This is a genomic window from Coleofasciculus sp. G2-EDA-02 (genome assembly GCF_040226375.1).
In the GTDB taxonomy this organism is placed as follows: domain Bacteria; phylum Cyanobacteriota; class Cyanobacteriia; order Cyanobacteriales; family Coleofasciculaceae; genus Coleofasciculus.
Genome location: NZ_JAVKEW010000122.1, coordinates 1 through 19,842, shown reverse-complemented (window position 1 = coordinate 19,842; position 19,842 = coordinate 1). Strand labels below are relative to the sequence as shown.

At 43.7% G+C, this 19,842-nt stretch carries 12 protein-coding genes and 1 pseudogene; 5 read left to right on the top strand and 8 right to left on the bottom strand.

Translation table 11 applies throughout. The features are described from left to right. Nucleotides 1–142: 142 nt before the first annotated feature. The 4 genes from RLO19_RS13710 to RLO19_RS13695 all read left to right on the top strand — a co-directional run bounded on the left by RLO19_RS13710 (nucleotide 143) and on the right by RLO19_RS13695 (nucleotide 11,593). Complete coding sequence (locus tag RLO19_RS13710) at nucleotides 143–2,521, top strand: adenylate/guanylate cyclase domain-containing protein (RefSeq protein WP_446357184.1); 2,379 nt, start codon at nucleotides 143–145, stop codon at nucleotides 2,519–2,521. A 289-nt stretch (nucleotides 2,522–2,810) separates the two neighbouring features. Then, on the top strand, nucleotides 2,811–4,436 hold the full coding sequence (locus tag RLO19_RS13705) for an alpha/beta hydrolase (protein ID WP_446357295.1): 1,626 nt from the start codon (nucleotides 2,811–2,813) through the stop codon (nucleotides 4,434–4,436). A gap of 573 nt (nucleotides 4,437–5,009) precedes the next feature. Then, nucleotides 5,010–5,987, top strand: coding sequence for a tRNA pseudouridine(55) synthase TruB (gene truB, locus RLO19_RS13700; RefSeq protein WP_446357183.1), 978 nt, complete (start codon nucleotides 5,010–5,012; stop codon nucleotides 5,985–5,987). Nucleotides 5,988–6,310: 323 nt separating this feature from the next. Beyond that, complete coding sequence (locus RLO19_RS13695) at nucleotides 6,311–11,593, top strand: AAA family ATPase (protein ID WP_446357182.1); 5,283 nt, start codon at nucleotides 6,311–6,313, stop codon at nucleotides 11,591–11,593. A gap of 24 nt (nucleotides 11,594–11,617) precedes the next feature. Here RLO19_RS13695 and RLO19_RS13690 read toward each other — a convergent pair whose 3' ends face one another. Together RLO19_RS13690 and RLO19_RS13685 are read right to left on the bottom strand one after the other, a co-directional pair. Next, a complete protein-coding gene (locus RLO19_RS13690; RefSeq protein WP_446357180.1) occupies nucleotides 11,618–12,001 on the bottom strand; it encodes a response regulator in 384 nt (127 codons plus the stop codon). Nucleotides 12,002–12,116: 115 nt separating this feature from the next. Beyond that, nucleotides 12,117–13,205, bottom strand: a complete 1,089-nt coding sequence (locus RLO19_RS13685; RefSeq protein ID WP_446357179.1) for an RNA-guided endonuclease InsQ/TnpB family protein — start codon at nucleotides 13,203–13,205, stop codon at nucleotides 12,117–12,119. A 55-nt stretch (nucleotides 13,206–13,260) separates the two neighbouring features. Here RLO19_RS13685 and RLO19_RS13680 point away from each other — a divergent pair, with 55 nt between their 5' ends. Next, entirely contained in the window at nucleotides 13,261–13,455 is a 195-nt protein-coding gene (locus RLO19_RS13680) for a hypothetical protein (RefSeq protein WP_446357177.1), read from the top strand. An 18-nt stretch (nucleotides 13,456–13,473) separates the two neighbouring features. On the opposite strand, the gene RLO19_RS13675 is transcribed toward RLO19_RS13680, so the two are convergent. From RLO19_RS13675 to RLO19_RS13650, 6 genes and pseudogenes are all read right to left on the bottom strand, one after another. After that, nucleotides 13,474–15,078 carry an ATP-binding protein gene (locus RLO19_RS13675; protein ID WP_446357175.1) on the bottom strand — a complete coding sequence of 535 codons (1,605 nt, stop codon included), beginning with the start codon at nucleotides 15,076–15,078 and terminating at the stop codon, nucleotides 13,474–13,476. A 139-nt stretch (nucleotides 15,079–15,217) separates the two neighbouring features. Continuing rightward, nucleotides 15,218–16,741: a circadian clock protein KaiC gene (gene kaiC / locus RLO19_RS13670; RefSeq protein ID WP_446357173.1), complete on the bottom strand. Its 1,524-nt coding sequence runs from the start codon at nucleotides 16,739–16,741 to the stop codon at nucleotides 15,218–15,220. Between the two features lie 58 nt (nucleotides 16,742–16,799). Beyond that, nucleotides 16,800–17,090 carry a circadian clock KaiB family protein gene (locus tag RLO19_RS13665; protein ID WP_446357294.1) on the bottom strand — a complete coding sequence of 97 codons (291 nt, stop codon included), beginning with the start codon at nucleotides 17,088–17,090 and terminating at the stop codon, nucleotides 16,800–16,802. Between the two features lie 37 nt (nucleotides 17,091–17,127). Continuing rightward, nucleotides 17,128–17,994 carry a response regulator transcription factor gene (locus RLO19_RS13660; RefSeq protein WP_446357171.1) on the bottom strand — a complete coding sequence of 289 codons (867 nt, stop codon included), beginning with the start codon at nucleotides 17,992–17,994 and terminating at the stop codon, nucleotides 17,128–17,130. An 84-nt stretch (nucleotides 17,995–18,078) separates the two neighbouring features. After that, nucleotides 18,079–19,077 (bottom strand): sensor histidine kinase, encoded by a 999-nt coding sequence (locus RLO19_RS13655; RefSeq protein WP_446357169.1) that lies wholly within the window; start codon nucleotides 19,075–19,077, stop codon nucleotides 18,079–18,081. Further along, nucleotides 19,067–19,842, bottom strand: a pseudogene (locus tag RLO19_RS13650) (RNA-guided endonuclease InsQ/TnpB family protein); the annotation flags it as partial. The pseudogene RLO19_RS13650 and the gene RLO19_RS13655, both read right to left, overlap by 11 nt.

Sequence of the window (19,842 nt, the reverse complement as noted above, 5' to 3'; positions counted from 1 at the left end):
GGCGGATGATGTAAAATATCAGTTTTTTTCGGAAGCGTTGAGAACCGATCGCCAATATTACATCTAGATCAGCAATAGAAGCCGTGAGTTGGCATTGACTTGATCAAATCGATGCATTTAACCATCCCAAACTCTAAACCTTATGAAACGCTCCGTCATCCTTCTGTGTGTCGTTGCCATCATTAGTACCAATCTCGGTTTTTTCTATCTGGCATCTGGCTATCTCACTGAAGAATTTTATCCCACCCAGAAACTCCTCTGGCTGGTTTTGAGCCTGGTGAGTCTGAGTTTAATTTTGGCACTCCCGATCGCCTTCGGATTGGCTAAGGTGTTCGCCAAGGTTCAAGATGATGCCGAAAACCCTTTGTTGGGTGAAGTTCCAGCATTGCTACCGTTTCAGGATAACCCGAATCTGAAACGATCAGGCGATCGCACTCCCTCAACGGTTGCGGCTAAACTCGCCACGAACCCAGCCCTAAATACCAATAATGATGCTACCCCTTTTTGGCACAAGCCCAAGGTTCTCAACCAGACATTTAACCAAACGCCAACATTTCGCGATCGCCTCCAAGACATGGCTGAATATTTGTCTGATAAAGACCTTAATTTTCTTTCACAACAGCCCAATCCTAACCTTTCTGCGTTGATGGCAAAGGTTAAGCGTGTTGCCAATTTTACCGATACCCTTTTCGATGCCCTCACCTTAAAGCCAAATCCTCCTCAATGTCTCTATCAGTCAGTTGATCTACGCTCCATCGCTCAAGAGGTGTTGGACCTTTGTCAACCCTTGATCCGCCCCAAACAATTACAATTACGTAACTCCATTGCCATTGATTTCCCCCAATTCAATGCTGATGCCAATCAATTGCAGCAAATTTTGTATAACTTAATCATTGACATGATTAAGTTTACCGAAAAAGGCGCGATCGACATTTGTGCAACTATCACCCCTGATCAATTAGAACTGACTGTGGCGGATATCGGCATCAGCATTCCGGCAGATCAATTACTGGAAAATGCTTATAGTGCCACAATCCAACAGTATAGCAGTACCGCTTTAGGATTGATCTTAACCAGTCGTTTGGTAGAACTCAACGGCGGTCAACTCCGAATTGAATCAATCGGCAACCAGGGTTCACGCTTTATTTTAACGCTCCCCATTTCTGGCAATCAACAAACCGAATTGGCGGCGTCTGTGAAAAACCCTCTGTCTCTAGTAAAACCCCCCCAAAAAATATCAGCCGAATTTAAATCAGCCACAGACTTAATCCAATCATTTAAAATTTTAATTGTAGACAATAAACTTGTCAATTGGCAGCCCCTGATTGACTCGATCTTGTCTTCTCAATCTTACGTCATAAAACAGGCATCTAGTGGTAGACAAGCCTTGGCAGAAGTCGAAAAAGGCTTTAAGCCTGACTTGCTGATTGTGGATGCCGTAATGCCCGAAATGAATGGCTATGACCTTTGTCAAAGCATTCGCCGTTTTTTCTCAGCCAATGAATTGCCAATTATTCTCGTTGACGATAAAGAAAAACCACCGGACTGGGAAAAAATCTGGAGCTACCGCATCAATGATTATTGGACTAAGCCCCTTGACCCCAATCAGATGATTGCCCGGATTAATCCTTATCTGAAACTTACCCAAATCAATGCAACCTGCAACCGGTTCATCCCGCTTAAATTGCTACAGATTTTAGGATATACCAACCTCAGTGAGGCTAAATTGGGGGATTGCGTTCAAAGGGATATGACAATTATGTTTGCAGATATTCGGTCATTTACTACCCTATCTGAGAAAATGTCACCCCAGGAAAATTTTGATTTCATCAATAATTATTTTAAGAAAGTTGTCCCCACTATTCGCCAGCACAATGGTTTTGTCGATAAGTACATTGGTGATGCAGTCATGGCAGTCTTTCCGGAAAAAGCTGAAGAAGCATTGGACGCGGCGATTGAGATGCAAAAACAGATCGCCATCTATAACGGTAAGCAAGAAAAAAAGGGAAACCTGCCGATTTCGGTTGGCATGGGACTCCATAGTGGTAGTCTGATGCTAGGTACTATTGGCGAAGAACAACGGATGGAGGCAACAGTTATTTCTGATGCCGTGAATCTGGCATCTCGTTTGGAAGGATTGACGAAGATTTTTGGGGCGTCGATTATCTTTAGTGAAAAGTTTTTGCTGAGTCTGGATAATCCCCTAAGCTATAATTACCGATTTTTAGGGAAAGTTCCTGTCAAAGGAAGGAAAAAAGCCGTCTCTGTTTTTGAAGCCTTTGATGGTGATCCGCTGACGACGGTTAATCTAAAAATTAAGCATCGAGGTAACTTCGAGTTGGGAATTCATCTTTTTTATAGCCGAAGATTTGCCGAAGGATATAAAATATTTAAAGAAATTTGTCGAGAAAATAATCAGGATAAAGCAGCTCTATTCTATATGAAGCGCTGCCGCAAGTTCGACAAGCTTTGGATGTGGGGGCAATGGGATGATTTTAATAGCAAGAGATATCAATTTTGAATTATGATTGGAGGAGCTTCCGGCTCCCCAAACCAAATCCGCCTGGGCAGACTCACATAAGATTAAGAGTTTGGGAAGCCGGGGGGAGCGAAGCTTGCCGAAGCCTCGGCGGGTTTCATTTGTGTAGCTGCGGTTTCAACCGCCCTATTGAGAATGGAGCAAGATCTCAGTTTAAACGGACATTATAATAACTGTGCCAATCCCCAATCCCCAATCCCCAATCACTAATCCCCTGTTCAAATTAGGGCTTGCCTTAGTGAATCTGGGATTATCTGTTGCGCCGGTGATCATGTCTAGTCCGGTTCAGGGCGCGACGAAAATCTATATTCCCTATGGTCCTTTAGAATTTTCTCTGTCTATTGCGGCACTAGAAATTTACGCCACCGAGGGTAAAATTGAGCCGGAATTGGCGTTTTATGCCAGTTATGTGGAACCGCAACAGTTAGAACGGTTACGGCAAGTTTTAGTCACACCTATCGATGTGAGTCCAGTCGCGATCGCACAGTTTCTCTATTCGCCTCAAGGGGAAGCAATTCTGGAACGGTTGGGGGAAGTAATTCAAACCAAAGCCGGTCAAGAGGGATTCTATGCCATTCGCGCTGCATTAATCAAAGCGGCGGCTCAACCGGAGGGGCTAACATTATTAAATGTACTGCAGGAGTTTCCCACTTATGGTATAAGGATTAACTCTGCCCGTAGTTTTGAAATTATTGAAGAACTGTCTCGGTTGAGTCGGCAAACCCAACAGGCAATAGCCGGGGTGAATCAGGAGGCGATGGCGGAAATTCAAGCTCAGATAGAGTCCGAGTTTCCCCGAATGCTACCCAACTTTTCCGAATTACCCGACTTGGCGGCACCCGGACCGATTGCCTATTCTAAACAAACCCTGACGTTGAGTGATCCGAGTCGAGGACGCCGATTTCCAGTGGATTTGTATTTACCCTCTTCTGATATGGCAAGGGTTGGGTTGACTCCCCTAATTGTAATTTCCCATGGACTCGGTTCTGATCGGATGACGTTTGAGTATTTAGCGCAGCACTTAGCGTCTTATGGCTTTGCCGTAGCGGTACCGGAACATCCTGGCAGTAATGCGAATCAATTACAAGCACTGAGTCGAGGATTAGCCAGTGAGGTGACGCCGCCGTCAGAATTCATTAACCGTCCCTTGGATATTACCTTTTTGCTCGATCAACTCGAACAGTCCGATCAAAGACAGTTAAATCTGGACAACGTTGGTGTATTGGGTCAATCCTTTGGGGGTTACACCCTGTTGGCGCTAGCGGGTGCTGAATTTAATTTTGAGCGATTGCAGCAAGTTTGTGGGGAGTCAGAGGATTCCTTGAATGTATCACTGCTGCTGCAATGTCGGACATTGGAATTACCGATAGCGGACTATGACTTTCGTGATCCACGGATTCAAGCCGCGATCGCAATTAATCCCGTGGGCAGTGCTATCTTTGGTAAATCTGAGTTTGCTCAGATTCAAATCCCCCTGATGCTAATTTCCGGGAGTAATGATACCGTAGCACCCGCCCTCCCGGAACAGATTCAACCCTTTACCTGGCTAAAGTCGCCGAATAAGTATTTAGTATTGCAGAATAAAGGCACTCACTTCTCTAATCTCGGTGTCTCGACAACGGCGGTAGAATTGCCGGCAGAAGTGATGGGTCCTGATCCAGCAATTGCTCAAGCCTATACCCAGGCGCTGAGTGTTGCCTTTTTTAAAGCCTATATCGCGGGTCAATCTGAATACCAGCCTTACCTCAGTGCGGCTTATGCACAATTCCTCAGTCAAGACGCCATGCCTTTGAGTTTAGTCGAGTCTTTAACCCTAAATCAGCTCTCTGAACAGACGGATGAACAGAGGAACTCCTCCCCCTCACCACAAGCACCGCTTTTAATTCCCCTTCCGTAAACTTATGTTTCAGGTTTTTGTAGTTTTTAAACAAATATAAAAGACTGTATCAAGGGGTTGCCTCTCTCAGAAATCGTGCTAAATTAAATATAAAGCTACATAAGTTCTGGTGACAGATAAAACAGCTTAGTCTACAAACGTTAGAATTAGGAGGAATAAAAAACCTGTCTTATCTAATATCTGTCTCATCAGAAGATAGCAACGAAAGCCATAACAGCAGCAACATTCATCGAGAACGTTGATAGTTCCTCAACTAGAATCTAGGAAGCTGTGTAACTGAATAATTGATTTATCAGTACCACTTCAAGTTTCATTGCCCAAAGGAGGAAATTACTCAGCTAGTATTGCTTGAATGTTGTTGCTGTTTATAGCAACACTGATTTCACGGATTTTATCGAACTGGTAGGGGTGGGGTGGGATAGGTTAGTCGCACTGATTTCACAGATGTGTTGGTTGTGAGGGGGCAAAGTTAGATTGTCGGGGAGATTGTTTAGTTGTCTGTGACAATCTGTGTTGTTCACGATTGAGTCTTGTTGTGAATGTCATTGCTATCTGTGTAATCTGTGTTGAAGAATGCAAGGATTTTTGAATTTAAACAAACCCACAGGATTCACGTCTCACGATTGTGTAGCGAAAGTGCGGCGTCTGCTGCGGCTGAAACGAGTGGGACATGGGGGGACTTTAGATCCAGGGGCTACGGGGGTTTTGCCGATCGCACTGGGTAGAGCTACCCGTTTGTTACAGTATATGACCTCAGATAAGGCATATCGGGCGACGATTCGGTTGGGGGTGAAGACAACAACCGATGATTTAGAGGGAGAGGTGGTGGCGAGTGCTTCTGCATCTGGGTTAACCCAGGAGACAGTTTTGCCTTTGCTGGAACAGTTTCAAGGAAAAATCGAGCAAATTCCCCCGATGTACAGTGCGGTTCAGGTTCAGGGGAAGCGATTGTACGATTTAGCGAGGGCGGGTAAAACGGCGGAAATTCCGACGCGACAGGTTGAAGTGTATCAGATTGAGGTGTTAGATTGGCGTCCAGGGGAATGGGCAGAATTGGATGTTGCGATCGCCTGTGGTGCGGGAACCTATATTCGTTCCATTGCTCGTGATTTGGGAGAGGTGCTTAAGACTGGTGGAACGTTAGCGTCTCTGATTCGTACTCAAAGCAGTGGATTTAGTTTAGAACAGAGTTTAACCTTAGAGGAATTGGCACAACAGGTAGAAGCAGGAACCTTTAATTCCATTCCACCAGAAGCTGCGTTAGAACATTTAGGGAAGGTTACGTTATCAGCAGATGATGCTCGTCGTTGGTGTCAGGGTCAACGTATTATCCAAAAGGCAGAAGGCATAGATCACAAGGTAGAGGGTAATGAGCCAGGAAATGATCACGGTTTAGATGAACAGGATATGACCGATCAAGATGTCTCTACTGATTCTGCTGGCAATATTAGACGAGTTTATCACGAAAATGGGACATTTTTGGGTATTACTCAGGTGATTGAATCAGAATGTGAGTTAGTGCTTGCGCCTAAGATGGTTTTGGCAGATTGATACTCTTTATTTGAAATGTTTTCTGCCGATTCACCTGAATTGCCAGAGGCAAAAATTGCAACAAAAGATACGTTTTAACAGGCAGTTTTGTGCTATCACTTTGGTTTTTTTACCGAAGCTGCACGTTTATTTTAAGAATACGTGGAGGATTCCTGCGATCGCGCCGCTCAAAGTTATCTCCAACGCTGTCACCGTCATAAGTAGAGACGCGATGCAAGAAGCATCTTGGGAACATGTAGAAATGTAAAGGTAGAACGTCTGGGAAAAGAGATTAAATATGTTACAACCAGAATATTGATTTTTCCCTTCTAGTCGGACATTTCATGGTTTCTCTTGCTGGATACGAAGATTTCAGGCAAATCCACGACAGCGAGAACTCGCAAGTGTATCACGCTCGGCGAATTCGCGATCGCCAACCCGTCATCCTCAAATTTCTCAACCGAGACTATCCCACGACAGAGCAAATCCGACGCTATAAACAAGAATATCACCTCACTTGCCAGTTAGAGTCTCCAGGTATCGCCAAAGCCTACAGTCTCGAAGAATGGGGACGAAGCTACGCGATCGCTCTAGAGGATTTTGGCGGAATTTCCCTCAAACAATGGCTGCAACAGCGTGAACCCCTCTCTCTAAGCGAATTTTTAGTCCTGGCAATTTCCATTGTCGATAGTTTAGGACAAATTCACGCTCAACATATTATTCACAAAGATATTAATCCTGCCAATATTGTTTTTAATCCCGACACCAAAGAACTCAAAATTATTGACTTTGGCATTGCTACCCAACTGAGTCGAGAAAATCCCACCCTGAAAAATCCCCATGTTTTAGAAGGAACATTGGCTTATATTTCCCCGGAACAAACAGGGAGAATGAATCGAGGCTTAGATTATCGCACAGATTTTTATTCCTTGGGAGTAACCTTCTATGAAATGCTGACAGCAAAGTTACCCTTTGAAACTATTGATCCCTTGGAATTAGTCCATTGTCATATTGCCCAAAATCCCCCCATCCCCACCACCCCACACCCGACATTCATTTTTGAGATTGTCATGAAATTGATGGCAAAGAATGCTGAGGAGCGCTATCAAAGTAGTTATGGATTAAAAGCTGATTTAGAAACCTGCCTCAAACAATTAACCGAAACAGGCACGATTGTTCCCTTTCCTCTCGGTCAACAGGATAGTTCTGATCGCTTTCAAATTCCCCAAAAACTCTACGGACGAGAAACAGAAATCGCCACGTTACTTGCTGCTTATGAACGAGTTGCCGAGACAGGAAAGGTTGAGCTGATGTTAGTGGCAGGGTATTCCGGTATTGGCAAATCCTCTCTCGTCCAAGAACTTTACAAACCAATTACAGCACGTCGGGGTTATTTTATTTCGGGGAAATTCGACCAATTTAAACATAATATTCCCTATTCTGCCATCGTTGCCGCTTTTCGCGGATTGATTGAACAATTATTAGGAGAAACCGAGTTTAAATTACAAATCTGGCGAGACAAACTCTTGCAGGCGTTGGCAACTAACGGACAAATTATTATTGATGTTATTCCCGAAGTTGAACTGATTATCGGTAAACAACCTGCTGTTCCCCTATTAGGCGCCAACGAATCACAAAATCGCTTTAACCTGGTTTTTGAGAATTTTATCCGTACCTTTTGCAGTGTCGAGCATCCTTTGGTAATTTTCCTCGATGACTTGCAATGGGCGGATTTAGCGACATTGAAACTCATGGAACGGATTTTGCTTGACGGTGAAACCCAATCTCTTTTGCTCTTAGGAGCCTATCGCGATAATGAAGTCTCGGTTAGTCATCCGTTGGCAATTTCCCTGCAAAAACTTCAGCAAAATAAGGGTGACGAGATTACCCAAATTACGTTAACCCCTTTATCCCTAAACCAAATTACCTGTTTAATCAGCGATACCCTCCAGCAGGAGGCGGAAATAGTTCGCGATTTAGCCCGTTTAGTTTGGCAAAAAACTGGCGGTAATCCTTTCTTTATCAATGAATTTTTACAAGCCTTGTCTAGTGAAAAATTGCTGCAATTTAATCGCGAACAGAGACGTTGGCAATGGGATCTGGCAGCGATTGAACGAACGGGGTTTACGGATAATGTCGTGGAATTGATGGTGAGTAAACTACAAAAATTACCACCCATTAGCCGAAATCTTTTATCCCTAGCGGCTTGTTGTGGAGCAGAATTTAACTTAAAACTTCTGACCTGGGTTGAGCAAAAATCTGCTCAAGAAGTATTTAATTTATTAAAAGTGTCCTTGGCACGCGGGTTTATTTTTCCGTTATCCGAAGCCGATGAAAATCTGATAATTCAGTCCTATAAATTCGGACATGATCGTATTCAACAAGCTGCCTATTCCTTGATCAGTGTTCAGCAACGAAAAGAATTTAATTTAAAAATAGGTCGCCTGTTGTTGGCGAATCTCGATAGCCAAGAACGAACAGAAAGAATTTTTGAAATCGTCGATCGCTTGAATGCGAGTCGCTCGCTGATCACCGATGAATTAGAACGGTTGGAGTTAGTCCAGTTAAACCTGCTGGCGGGAAAACAAGCCAAAGATGCCAACGCTTATGAGGCGGCTAGAGACTATTTAGTTGTCGGGATGGAGGGGTTGACTAATGAGGCATGGTTAACTCACTATGACTTGGTTTTGGATTTGTATAAAGAACGAATTTTTGTTGAATATTTAAACGGTAATTTTGAGGCATCAGAAGCACTGATTAACTCTACCCTACAACAGGTTAAATCCGCACTGGATAAAGCCGAAATTTATAAACTGCTGATTCTTCAATACACGCTGATGGCTAACTACTCAGAGGCGATTGAAACGGGACGAAAAGCTCTGGCGTTGTTTGGGGTTGATTTACCGAAAACCGACCTAAAAACGGCTCTTGCTGTAGAAATCGAACTGGCGAAACAAAACTTAGGCGAGCGCCCAATTGCCTCATTGTTATCTGAACCTGAAATCGCGATTCCTGAACAAAAAATGGTTGGGGAACTGTTGGAAAATATCGATCCCCCCGCTTACTTTTTTAATCAGGAACTCTACGCTGTTATTGTCGTCAAGATGGCGAATCTTTTCTTAACTTATGGCAATATTCCCGAATCGGCAAAGGGGTATGTGACTTACGGAATTATATTGGGTTCTGTTTTAGGGGATTATCAAGCAGGGTATGAGTTTGGTTGTGTGGCGGTAAGGTTGAGTGAGCGCTTCAACAGTCAGCTCCAAAAATGTGGGGCTTGTTTGATTTTCGCCGGTCATTTAAATCATTGGGTAAAACCGATCAAGTTTGCGCGACAGATTTTCGATGATTCCTATCATGCGGGTTTGTCATCGGGAGAATTACGGCATTCTGGATATGCTCTGGAACATCAGTTACGTTACTTGTTTTATCAAGGAGTTAATCTTAAAGAAATTAGCGAAATTATGCCCAATTATTTACAGTTTTTGCAAAAGACAAAAAATCAATGGGCAATTGATGGGATGGTGGGGTTTCAACTGGCTTTATTGAATTTAATGGGAATGACTGAGAGGAAATTAGATTTTTACAACGAGGATTTTAATGACGTTGACTATCTAGAAACCTGTCGAACCCATAACAGTTTTGCTTGGCTTTGTACGTTTAATATTTTTAAAGCCCAAATTTTGTATTTATATGAAGAATTTGAGCTGGCTTTAGCGGCAATTTTAGAGGCTGGCAACTCGATAGATTTTGTTTTAGGTCATTTCCAAGTCTCGGAACATAATTTTCACCATTCATTAATTCTGGCATCCCTTTATCCACAGGCAAACGAGGGAACTCAAAAGCACTATCGGCAGCAGTTAGAAAGTAATCAAAAGCAAATGAAAATATGGGCAGATAATTGTCCAGAAAACTTTCTGCATAAATATCTGTTGATCGCCGCAGAAATGGCGCGGATTTCTGGAGATCATTTAGAAGCCATGGAGTTGTATGATCGCGCTATTGATTCGGCGCGGACAAACAAATTTATCCAAAATGAAGCGTTGGCAAACGAACTAGCGGCTAAATTTTGGCTGGCGAAAGGCAAGACAGAATTTGCCAAAATATATATAAAAAATGCCCATTATGGGTATAAAATTTGGGGGGCTAAACGGAAAGTAAAGGAGTTAGAAGCTAAGTATCCACAGTTTTTGCGATCGCTAACAGTTTTTCCCTCTATTTTGGCAACCTTTCAGGGTTACACGACAAACGACTCGACGGATACGAAAATTTTAGACTTAGCCACAACGATCAAATCAAGCAATGCCATTTCCAGCGAAATAGTTTTAGATAAATTGCTGGCAACTTTAATGAATATTCTCGTCGAAAATGCCGGAGCGCAACGCGGGATCTTGATTTTACCCAGCAGTAATGGGTTATGTGTCGAAGCCACAAAAGAAGCTGAATCCCAGGAAATTCCCGTACTGCAATCGCTTCCTTTGGATCAGTTTGAACGGCTATCCTCAAAAATTGTCCATTATGTCGCCCGCACTTGTAAAACTGTTGTTTTAAACGATGCAACTCGTGAAGACAACTTTACCAACGATCCCTACATTCAAAAGTATCAGTGTCTATCCATCGCCTGCACCCCCTTAATCAATCAAGGGAGACTCCAAGGGATTATCTATCTAGAAAATAACCTAACCACGGGAGCCTTTACCGAACAGCGTATGGCATTGTTGCGAACCCTCGCCACCCAAGCCGCTATTTCTTTAGAAAATGCCAAACTCTATGACAATATCACCACCTTAAACGCGGCGTATGAGCGGTTCATTCCGGCTCAGTTTCTCAGCTTTTTAGACAAAGAAAGCATTGTTGATGTGGAACTCGGTGATCAAGTCGAACGGGAAATGACCGTTTTATTCGCTGATATCCGCGATTTTACAACGATTTCCGAACAGATGAACCCAGCCGAAAACTTTGCCTTTATTAATGAATATCTGGGTTATATGGAGCCACAAATTCAAAGCCATGGCGGATTTATCGATAAATATATCGGCGATGCGATTATGGCACTCTTTCCCAATTCTGCCGATGATGCTGTTAAAGGAGCGCTCGCCATGTTACAAGAATTGAAAAGATATAATAAAACGCGACAGGATAAGAATCTGAAACCCCTACGGATTGGTATCGGTTTGCATACAGGATTGTTAATGTTAGGTACAGTTGGCGGATTTGGGCGCATGGATGGAACAGCGATTGGGGATGCGGTGAACCTCTCCTCGCGCATAGAAGGGTTAACCAAACGATATGGGGTTTCGTTGTTAATCACCCATCAAACTTTGGCAGGTTTAAATAATCCCTTAGAATACGATTTTCGATTTATCGAACAAGTGAAAGCCAAAGGCAAAGCTAAAGCGGTTGGTTTATTTGAAGTGTTTTCTGCCGATTCACCGGAATTACGAGAGGCAAAAAATGTTACGAAAGATACGTTTGAAAGGGCAGTTTTGTTATATCATTTTGGTTCCTGTTCAGAAGCGGCGCCTTTATTTCAAGAATGTGTGGACTATCATGCCGGCGATCGCCCTGCTGGCAGTTATCTGGAACGTTGTCACCGCTGCGCTATAGAATTTCCCCATGACATGTAAACAGCGCCATTCAAAACTCAAAACTCAAAGCTTCACTAGATTCGCGATCGCCTCGATAATCTGATCGGGTTCAACAGGCTTAGACATATGAAGATCAAAGCCCGCTGCTATTGCCTTTTCATGATCAGTTTCTCCCGCATAAGCCGTCAGTGCGATCGCCGGAATTTGCCCGCCGCGATCGCGTGGTAGTTTTCTCACCTGACGAATGAACTCATAGCCATCCATTCCTGGCATCCCAATATCACTGATTAGCACATCAGGTTGCCCTTGAGACAACACAGCAAGCGCCTCATTGGCGGAAGTGAACCCCTCAACCCTTGCACCGTAGGCTTCCAAGATAATGGTGAGCAACTCGAGCGTATCCACCTCATCCTCAACCACGAATACCGTCACATCGGTTAAATCCAAACCGTTATATAAAACCTACCCAAGGCTACCCAACTATATAAATTGTTGACCTTGGCGTTTACTTCCTGTTTCATCCAGAACTGTCGGCAGCACTCTGTCCACAGGCTAGCACCACCTAACTGGCGGCTCTTTCCAAATTAATGGAAGCGTTTAAATCTCGGTCTATTTCTAGACCACAATAATCACACTTGAACACTCGCTCACTTAAACTGAGTGTTTCTTTTTTGGTGTCACATCTTGAGCAAGTCTTACTACTGGCAAACCAACGGTCAACAACGACCAATTCGGAACCATACAGTTCACATTTATACTCAAGCTGCCTACGGAACTCGTAAAATCCCATATCTTGGATAGCTTTGGCTAGTTTGTGATTAGCTAACATTCCTGACACATTTAAATCCTCAATCCCAATCCTGCTGTGGTTCTTGGCAAGATAGGATGTCAGCTTATGCAATGTGTCTTTGCGGATATTAGCTATCTTTCTATGCAGCCTTGCTATCTGAATTTGAGCTTTTCCCCAATTAGCAGAACCTTTGACTTTATGACGGTGCAACCATTGCAACCGAGATAGTTTCTTCTCGTAAGACGAATAGCTCTTAGCACCTTCAAAAACCTGGCGAGTTGATAGTGTTGCCAATACTTTAACACCAAGGTCAACACCGACTACAGGGACTGATTTAGGCTCGTTGGTCAGCTCAATCTCAATCTTCCAACTTACAAACCATCTATCGGCTGTACGGCTTATCGTGAAAGACTTAGGCTGTTGTTCAACTGGTAAGCGCTCATAAGTTTTAATCCAACCAATTACGGGAACTTTGACGCGGAAATGTTCGACAGCCAATGAACCATCAACAGTATAACTATCAGCTCGTCCTTTCTTTTTAAATCGGGGCGGTTGTTTAATTTTCTTAAATGCTTGCTTCCATGCTTCTGACAGTTGTCTTAAAGCATACTGTGGAGCGCATTTACTCACCTCGTAGTACCAGGGACATTGCGGCTTGACCATCGCTACAAGCCATTTATGGAGGTCTACCGCAGTCGGTAATTTAATTTTTTCGTCTGGGTTATCTTTGTTGTGGTCTAGAATCTGTTTAGTTAATCCTAGACCCCAATTCCAAGCATGACGGGCAACTCCGCAGTGTTTAGCTAGTAGGGTGCGTTGCTTGTTAATAACAAGCAACTCAGTCTTAAATCCTAGTAGCATATCGACCTCGTGTTATAGTCTAACTATAAGTTAACCGATAGCTAAACAATTGTCAATGACTTTTAAAAAAGGGCATAAATTAGGAGCCAAAAAACGGCTGAAGCGACCACTAGATAAAGAAGCGATCGCATTTAAAGGGTATGAGGGACAAAAGGAAAAGCTTAAAGAGGTTCCCGACTGGCAAGAACGTTTTAGGGAGTTTGTTGACCAGCTTATAGCAGAGCTACCCAAAAAGAGTAGCAATGGGTAGCTTTGTTCAGAAATTAAGTTACAGCTTCATACCCTCATCCTCTGGCGCGGAATTCTGAATCTTAGTTTGCGAATCCGAGATCAGAGGTAACCTCACCGTAAACGTTGCTCCCTTTCCAATTCCCTCACTTTCAGCCGCAATCCTACCTCCGTGGAGTTCGATCAAGTGGCGGACAATTGCCAACCCCAATCCCAATCCACCAACACTCCGCGTCGTTGTACTATTCTCTTGACGGAAGTAATCAAATATGTGTGGAAAAAATTCCGGATTGATCCCCTGACCGGTATCACTGACTTGGATTTGCGCCTGTGAATCAATCTTTTCTAAGCGCACGGTGATTTGTCCACCCGAGGGAGTAAACTTTACCGCATTTGATAGCAGATTCCAAACCACTTGCTGGAGGCGGTTGGGATCACCAGACACAAATCCCACCCTTGATTCCAACTGGGTTTCAATTTCAATCGACTTGGCGGCGGCGGCTAAACCCATCGTTTCAATGGCAGCTTTAATCACCCGAGCCAAGTCTACACGACAGACATTAAGATTCAACTTGCCGCGTAAAATCCGAGAAACATCTATTAAATCATCAATCAGTTGGGCTTGCAAGGAAGCGTTCCGTTCAATCGTTTCTAAGGCTTTGTCTACCTTAGTCGGACTAAGTTTTCGACTTCGCAGCAGTTTTGACCAGCCTAGAATGGGATTGAGTGGAGTACGCAACTCGTGAGACACAATTGCCAGAAACTCATCCTTGATTCGGTTAGCAGCTTCGGCTTTTTCTAAGAGTTGAATCCTCTCTTCTTGCACTCGCTTGTGTTGAGTAATGTCTCTCAGGGAAACCAGGTAACCCATCTCTCCTTGCCACTCAGTTTCTACCACTCGCATCTGAGCCACTCTATTTTCCCCAGTACCCGTCCGCACATCCACTTCTGTGTTATCTTCGCCCACTACCGGAAAACCCAAGATTTGACCCAATAGTTCGTCTTCCTCACGACTAAAGAGTGACAGTGCAGCTGGGTTGATAAATCGCACAATACCATCTGTGTCTATCACCATAATCCCATCTGGATTCCTGCTGATTAAAACCTGAAACTGTGCCTCACTTTTGAGGAGTGCTGCTTCTACCTTTTCCTTCTCCTTATGGTTCTGTTGAGATTGTTCTGAGAGTCTCGCCACTTCTGCGGTTTGTACCTGCAACTGTTGCTTTAGGTCAAAAGAGTAAACCTTATCCTGTGTGTTTCCGGGGCGTTCACTCTCCTTTGCAATTAATACCTGCTTCACAACTTGAGGAAACTGTGCCAGTTGGTCGTAGAGCAGATAGTCTGTTGCGCCAGCTTTCATACAATTTACGGCAATAGACACACAGCTACTGTGGCTAATGATAATCGCAGGAATATTGAGACTCTGTTCTTGCAAATAGGACAGTGCTTCAATACTATCAAACTTGGCTAAGGGATAGCCAATTAAAATTAGGTCAACGGTCGGATTTAGGTGCTCTAAATACTCCGCTTTTGTACTGACGCGCTGCCACGTTGAAGTTAGCCCAGCTTCAGATAATAGCGATAGTATCTGCTCTGTTTCCAGAGAAGACTCTTGTAGAATTAAAAGGTTTAAGTCATTTGTCATTTTTTATGTGTTGATGGTGTTCATTGTTAATTGTTCATTGTTAATTGTTAATTGTTCATTGGTAATTCTCTTCCCCTGCTCCCAGACGTAGCATGCTACGTCTCTACATGCTCCCAGACGTAGCATGCTACGTCTCTACTTAACAATCCTCAAACAAACCACTGAGGCGGTCAAGTTCACTCTGATTCACATAACTTGGATTACCAGAGAGAATACCCGTAACGTTGCGGAAGGATCTGCCAATGTGCATTCCATCATCATCAATTAAAAACTCCCGAATTTCCTTATGATGTCTTGAACCGCGCATTTTTAGCACCGTTAATACCCGATGAATTTCCCCCTGAACCTCCACATATCGCAACAAAATAATCACGTCAGTATTGGTAGAAATTTGGGCTTCGGTGACCGAAACACTGCCCATAAGCGGTGATGTATTAGCCGTAAAAAGTCCGGTGATTCGGAGTTTTTTAATAATAGAATTAAGTCCCAGAATAAATTCTCGAAACCCTTTGAATGTAGTAACCTGCCCCAATGCCGAAATACTATCAATCGCGATTCGTTGCGGCTGAAAGTCCTCGATTATTTGTTTCATAGTCACTAAATGATTTTCTAGTCCGGTTTCTTCCGGATAGCGACAGACAACCTTCAGGTTTTTCTCTCGTTCCATCTTCTCGAAATCAACGCCCCAACCGGCAGCATTTCTAAAAAGCTGATCCCGGCTTTCCTCAAAGGCAAAGAGTAAACACCTTTCTCCATTTTTGACACCTCCTGCTAAAAACTCTGTTGCTGTTAACGTTTTGCCTGTACCCGTCGCTCCCGATACCAAAATAATAGAATCGCGAAAAAACCCTCCCCCACACATAGAATCTAACTCAGCATTACCCGATGTGACTCGCTCTTTGGATGATTTTCGCTCTAATTTAGTCGCTGTGAAGGGAATGACAACAATGCCTTGCTCCGGCAAGATAGTAAAGGGAAATTCACCATGTTGATGGGGAGTCCCTCGGTATTTAAGAATTTCAATCGTGCGGCGACGCTTTTCTTCAAGCAATACATTCCGCAGGATTACCACATTATCGGCGACAAACTCTTCTACACCATAGCGGCTGATGTCTCCGTATTCCTGAGTACGTTCTGAGGTCAATACTGAGGTAATTTCCCGTTCCCGCAACGCCCAGGCTATATCAAATAAGTCGCCGCGTACTTGGCTTACGTCTGGCACATAAGAGAAAACCGCTCCCAAGGAATCCATGGATACCCGTTGCGCCTTGACTTTTTCTATTGCATATTCCAGGCGAGCTAACAAGGGACCGAGATCATATTCACCACTGACTAAGGGTCTATTTCCCGTTTTGGGAGAAGCATCAACAAATGCCCATTTTTCTTCAGCTTCCCATTGTTCGATATCCCAACCAAAACCTTGCATATTTCGGCGAATGGCTTGAGGCGATTCTTCAAATGTGACAAAGACGCCATTTTCTCCTTCTTTGATTCCTTCGACGAGAAATTGACAGGCAAAAATGGTTTTCGCACTGCCGGCTGTACCTGCAACTAAGGTGGTTCTACCTTTGGGGAGTCCTCCTTCAGCTAATAGATCAAAGCCAGAAATACCTGTTTTAACTTTGTCAATAAAAATAAAATTGGACTGTGGCTGTTGGCTCATTCCTTTGCTTCTTGGTGTGAATTGGAAACATATAGAATAGCAGCTTAAGTGCCATGGCTCAAGGTTTATGGGGCTTGACACCGATACTCAATCCCCATAAAACAGTTTTAGTGTCTGACAAATCTCCCACGATTCGCTGAACAGGATTGGGAAATTCTTTAATTAATGTCGGGGTAACTAAAATATGTTCCGCTTCTGCGAGGTGGGGAGATTGGAGAACATCAATAACCGTTATTTTATACTGACTCGGTAGTTCCTGCTCACAGAGTCGATACAAGTTGGCGATCGCACATTGCGATCGCGGGGTGTCTCCAGTAACATAAAGCTTAAGCCGATATCGTTTACACATGCTAGGATGCTCACGGACTTTGCCATATTCTTTGTGATCAAGGACTGAATTTCTTCGCATCTTTTCCTAAATTAATTTTACTCAATCCAATAAAATATCTTCGATAGTAAGCCGCTAAATTACCCATGACTTCCAATAGTAAAAAGCGCCCTTCTGTGGTATAGGCTTGTGCCTTACGTCGATTCACGGCTTGATTTTTCTGTTTTAAGGTTTTTGTATGTAACTCTATGAGATCACGGGGGGAGGCTTGGAGTAAACCTAACTGTTCGGCAAAGGTATTTAGATGCATAGACAGCTGATGCTCGACTTTATAAATACGTTCTTCTAATGCCCACTCCATTAAATCACCATAGTGTTGCATCAGTTCCTCAAACACATCGGGCATTCTTTTGTGCAGGGGTTCTACACTGGACGATTTTTGGGTCGAGTTTATGTCACCAGTGATTAACTTTTCTAGATCTTTGAGCTCTTGCTGTTGCTGATGTTGTTCGAGTGCAGCCAGGTGATATCGTCGCTCAAGGGCGGCGCGAATCGCGTAGACGAGTAAACTGGTATCCAGCTTCGCCTTGGGCAAATACCCACAAGCTCCCATTTCCAGGGCTTTAACCGCAACCCTCTCATCTTCGAGAACACTTTGGACGATGATGGGTACATCGAATGCTGTTTGCTGCATTTGCCGGAGTGTCTCCATCCCCCGACTATCGGGTAACATTAAATCTAATAACACTACATCGATACCTCCTTGAGCCAAATAATCTCGTCCCTCATCTAGTGTCTCAGCACAAAGCAGTTCAAATCCTCTGCTAAATGAGGGAGATTTGGCAGTGGTGATCAGTTTTTGTAGTTTGTCTATGTCATCGGGGTTATCTTCGACTAGTAAAACTCGACAACGGTGATCCAGCATGAGTGGTGATTTCAGATATTAACTTATCTAATGATAAGAGATGATATAATTACCGAGCCTATCCATTAGGTATAATCGAGCCATTCAACTTCGCTTCTTTGGAATCGTAAACATAAATGTTGCCCCTTCACCAGGAACACTAGAGGCGGTAATCTCTCCCCCGTGACGTTGAACAATTTTGCGGCAAATCGTCAACCCCAAGCCTGTACCCTCGTAGTGACGGCGGCTGTGTAAGCGTTGAAATGCCTCAAAGATTTGCTCATTATACTCTGGCTTAAAGCCAATCCCGTTATCGTTAATCACAATTTGATACTGATCACGGAGTTCATTCTCCTGGGAATAAACCTTGACAATAGGGGCTGTTTCAGGTTTATGAAACTTCAGCGCATTACTCAGCAGATTCTGCATGAGTTGATGCATTTGCAGGGGGTCAGCCTCTACAGTGGGCAACTCTTCGACATCAACAATTCCATGGGTTTCCTGGAGTTGAACATCCAAATCCGATAACACCTCTTGGACAACTGTATTCAAATTTACCGAAACCCAAGGTTGAGCTTGAGTTGTGAGCCGCGATAACATCAATAATTCATTGATAAAGGTTTGCATCCGATTCTTGACCTGACGCATCCGTTCCAGGTACTCCTGCCCTTGTTCATCGAGAACCTGACTATATTCTTCTGTGAGCAAGTCATTAAGCATTTGCATTTTATGCAGAGGGGAAAGCAAATCGTGGGAAACGACAGAAGCAAAGTCTTCTAATTCCCGATTACTTCGTTCGAGTTCAGTTACCAGAGTTTTCATCTGATTGTGGGTAAGCTTTATCTGAGTAATATCTTGAATTTGTCCCACAAAATACAACGGTTTTTCCTGAGTATCCCGCACCAGAGAAACAGTTAACAGCACCCAGATGAGATGTCCTTGCTGATGAAAATACCGCTTCTCCATTGCGTAAGTTTGAATCTCACCTGCTAACATCTGATGGGTGTAGCGTATATCAGCGTCCAAATCATCGGGATGGGTAATGTCCTGAAAAGTTGTCGCCAGTAATTCGGATTCTTGATACCCCAGCAATTCACTTGACACTCCCACGGCGATAGAGCGCGTGGGATTCTGTATTCAACGTCAAAACTTGCTCTACCAGGCTTGCGCTCCTGTTGCGTAGAGGCTCCAACTCCTACAGCTTTACTTTGGGGATGCCCTCCCCTAGATTTTGCCTTGAGCAAAATGTTTATCGCCGCGTTCCAATCCCTTTGCAGAATTAATCCACACTTACAAACGTGGGTTCTTGTGCTAAGGGACTTTTTTACAATCACTTAGCACTGACTGCATTCAACAGAGGTGTACTGAGGTGGAACAGCAACAGCTAATCTTCCAAACTTGGCGGAGAAATGCTCTAGCCACTGTCTGAACTGATACCAGCTAGCATCAGCAATTGACTTAGCTAAACAGTGATTTTTGAGCATATTGGCAACCCTCAAGTTTTCATAAGCTACTAAGTCGTTAGACTTGCAAACGTGACGCGCCAGTCTCTTGGCGTGTTCGGTACGTTGCCTACTTACTCTTAAGTGTTTCCTGGAATACTGAGCTACTGCTTTACGGCGTCCGGTTGAACCTTTGACCTTTTTGTAGATAGCCCGTTGGCTATGCTTGATATCAGCTTCTGCTTTACGGAGAAACCTAGGATTAGGCTCTTGATGCCCGTTTGAATCCGTGTAAAACGACTCTAAACCAACATCTAAGCCGATTTCTTGACCTGTTGGTGGCTGAATATCAATGCACTCAACATCAACAGCCAACTGGCAATAGTACCCGTCAGCCCGACGAACAAGCCTAACCCGCTTAATGGAT

Bases quoted from the DNA above. Each gene is read 5' to 3' on its own strand.
- RLO19_RS13710 (WP_446357184.1), top strand. From the start codon at position 143: ATGAAACGCTCCGTCATCCTTCTGTGTGTCGTTGCCATCATTAGTACC.
- RLO19_RS13705 (WP_446357295.1), top strand. From the start codon at position 2,811: ATGTCTAGTCCGGTTCAGGGCGCGACGAAAATCTATATTCCCTATGGT.
- truB (WP_446357183.1), top strand. From the start codon at position 5,010: ATGCAAGGATTTTTGAATTTAAACAAACCCACAGGATTCACGTCTCAC.
- RLO19_RS13695 (WP_446357182.1), top strand. From the start codon at position 6,311: ATGGTTTCTCTTGCTGGATACGAAGATTTCAGGCAAATCCACGACAGC.
- RLO19_RS13685 (WP_446357179.1), bottom strand. From the start codon at position 13,205: ATGCTACTAGGATTTAAGACTGAGTTGCTTGTTATTAACAAGCAACGC.
- RLO19_RS13680 (WP_446357177.1), top strand. From the start codon at position 13,261: ATGACTTTTAAAAAAGGGCATAAATTAGGAGCCAAAAAACGGCTGAAG.
- RLO19_RS13675 (WP_446357175.1), bottom strand. From the start codon at position 15,078: ATGACAAATGACTTAAACCTTTTAATTCTACAAGAGTCTTCTCTGGAA.
- kaiC (WP_446357173.1), bottom strand. From the start codon at position 16,741: ATGAGCCAACAGCCACAGTCCAATTTTATTTTTATTGACAAAGTTAAA.
- RLO19_RS13665 (WP_446357294.1), bottom strand. From the start codon at position 17,090: ATGTGTAAACGATATCGGCTTAAGCTTTATGTTACTGGAGACACCCCG.
- RLO19_RS13660 (WP_446357171.1), bottom strand. From the start codon at position 17,994: ATGCTGGATCACCGTTGTCGAGTTTTACTAGTCGAAGATAACCCCGAT.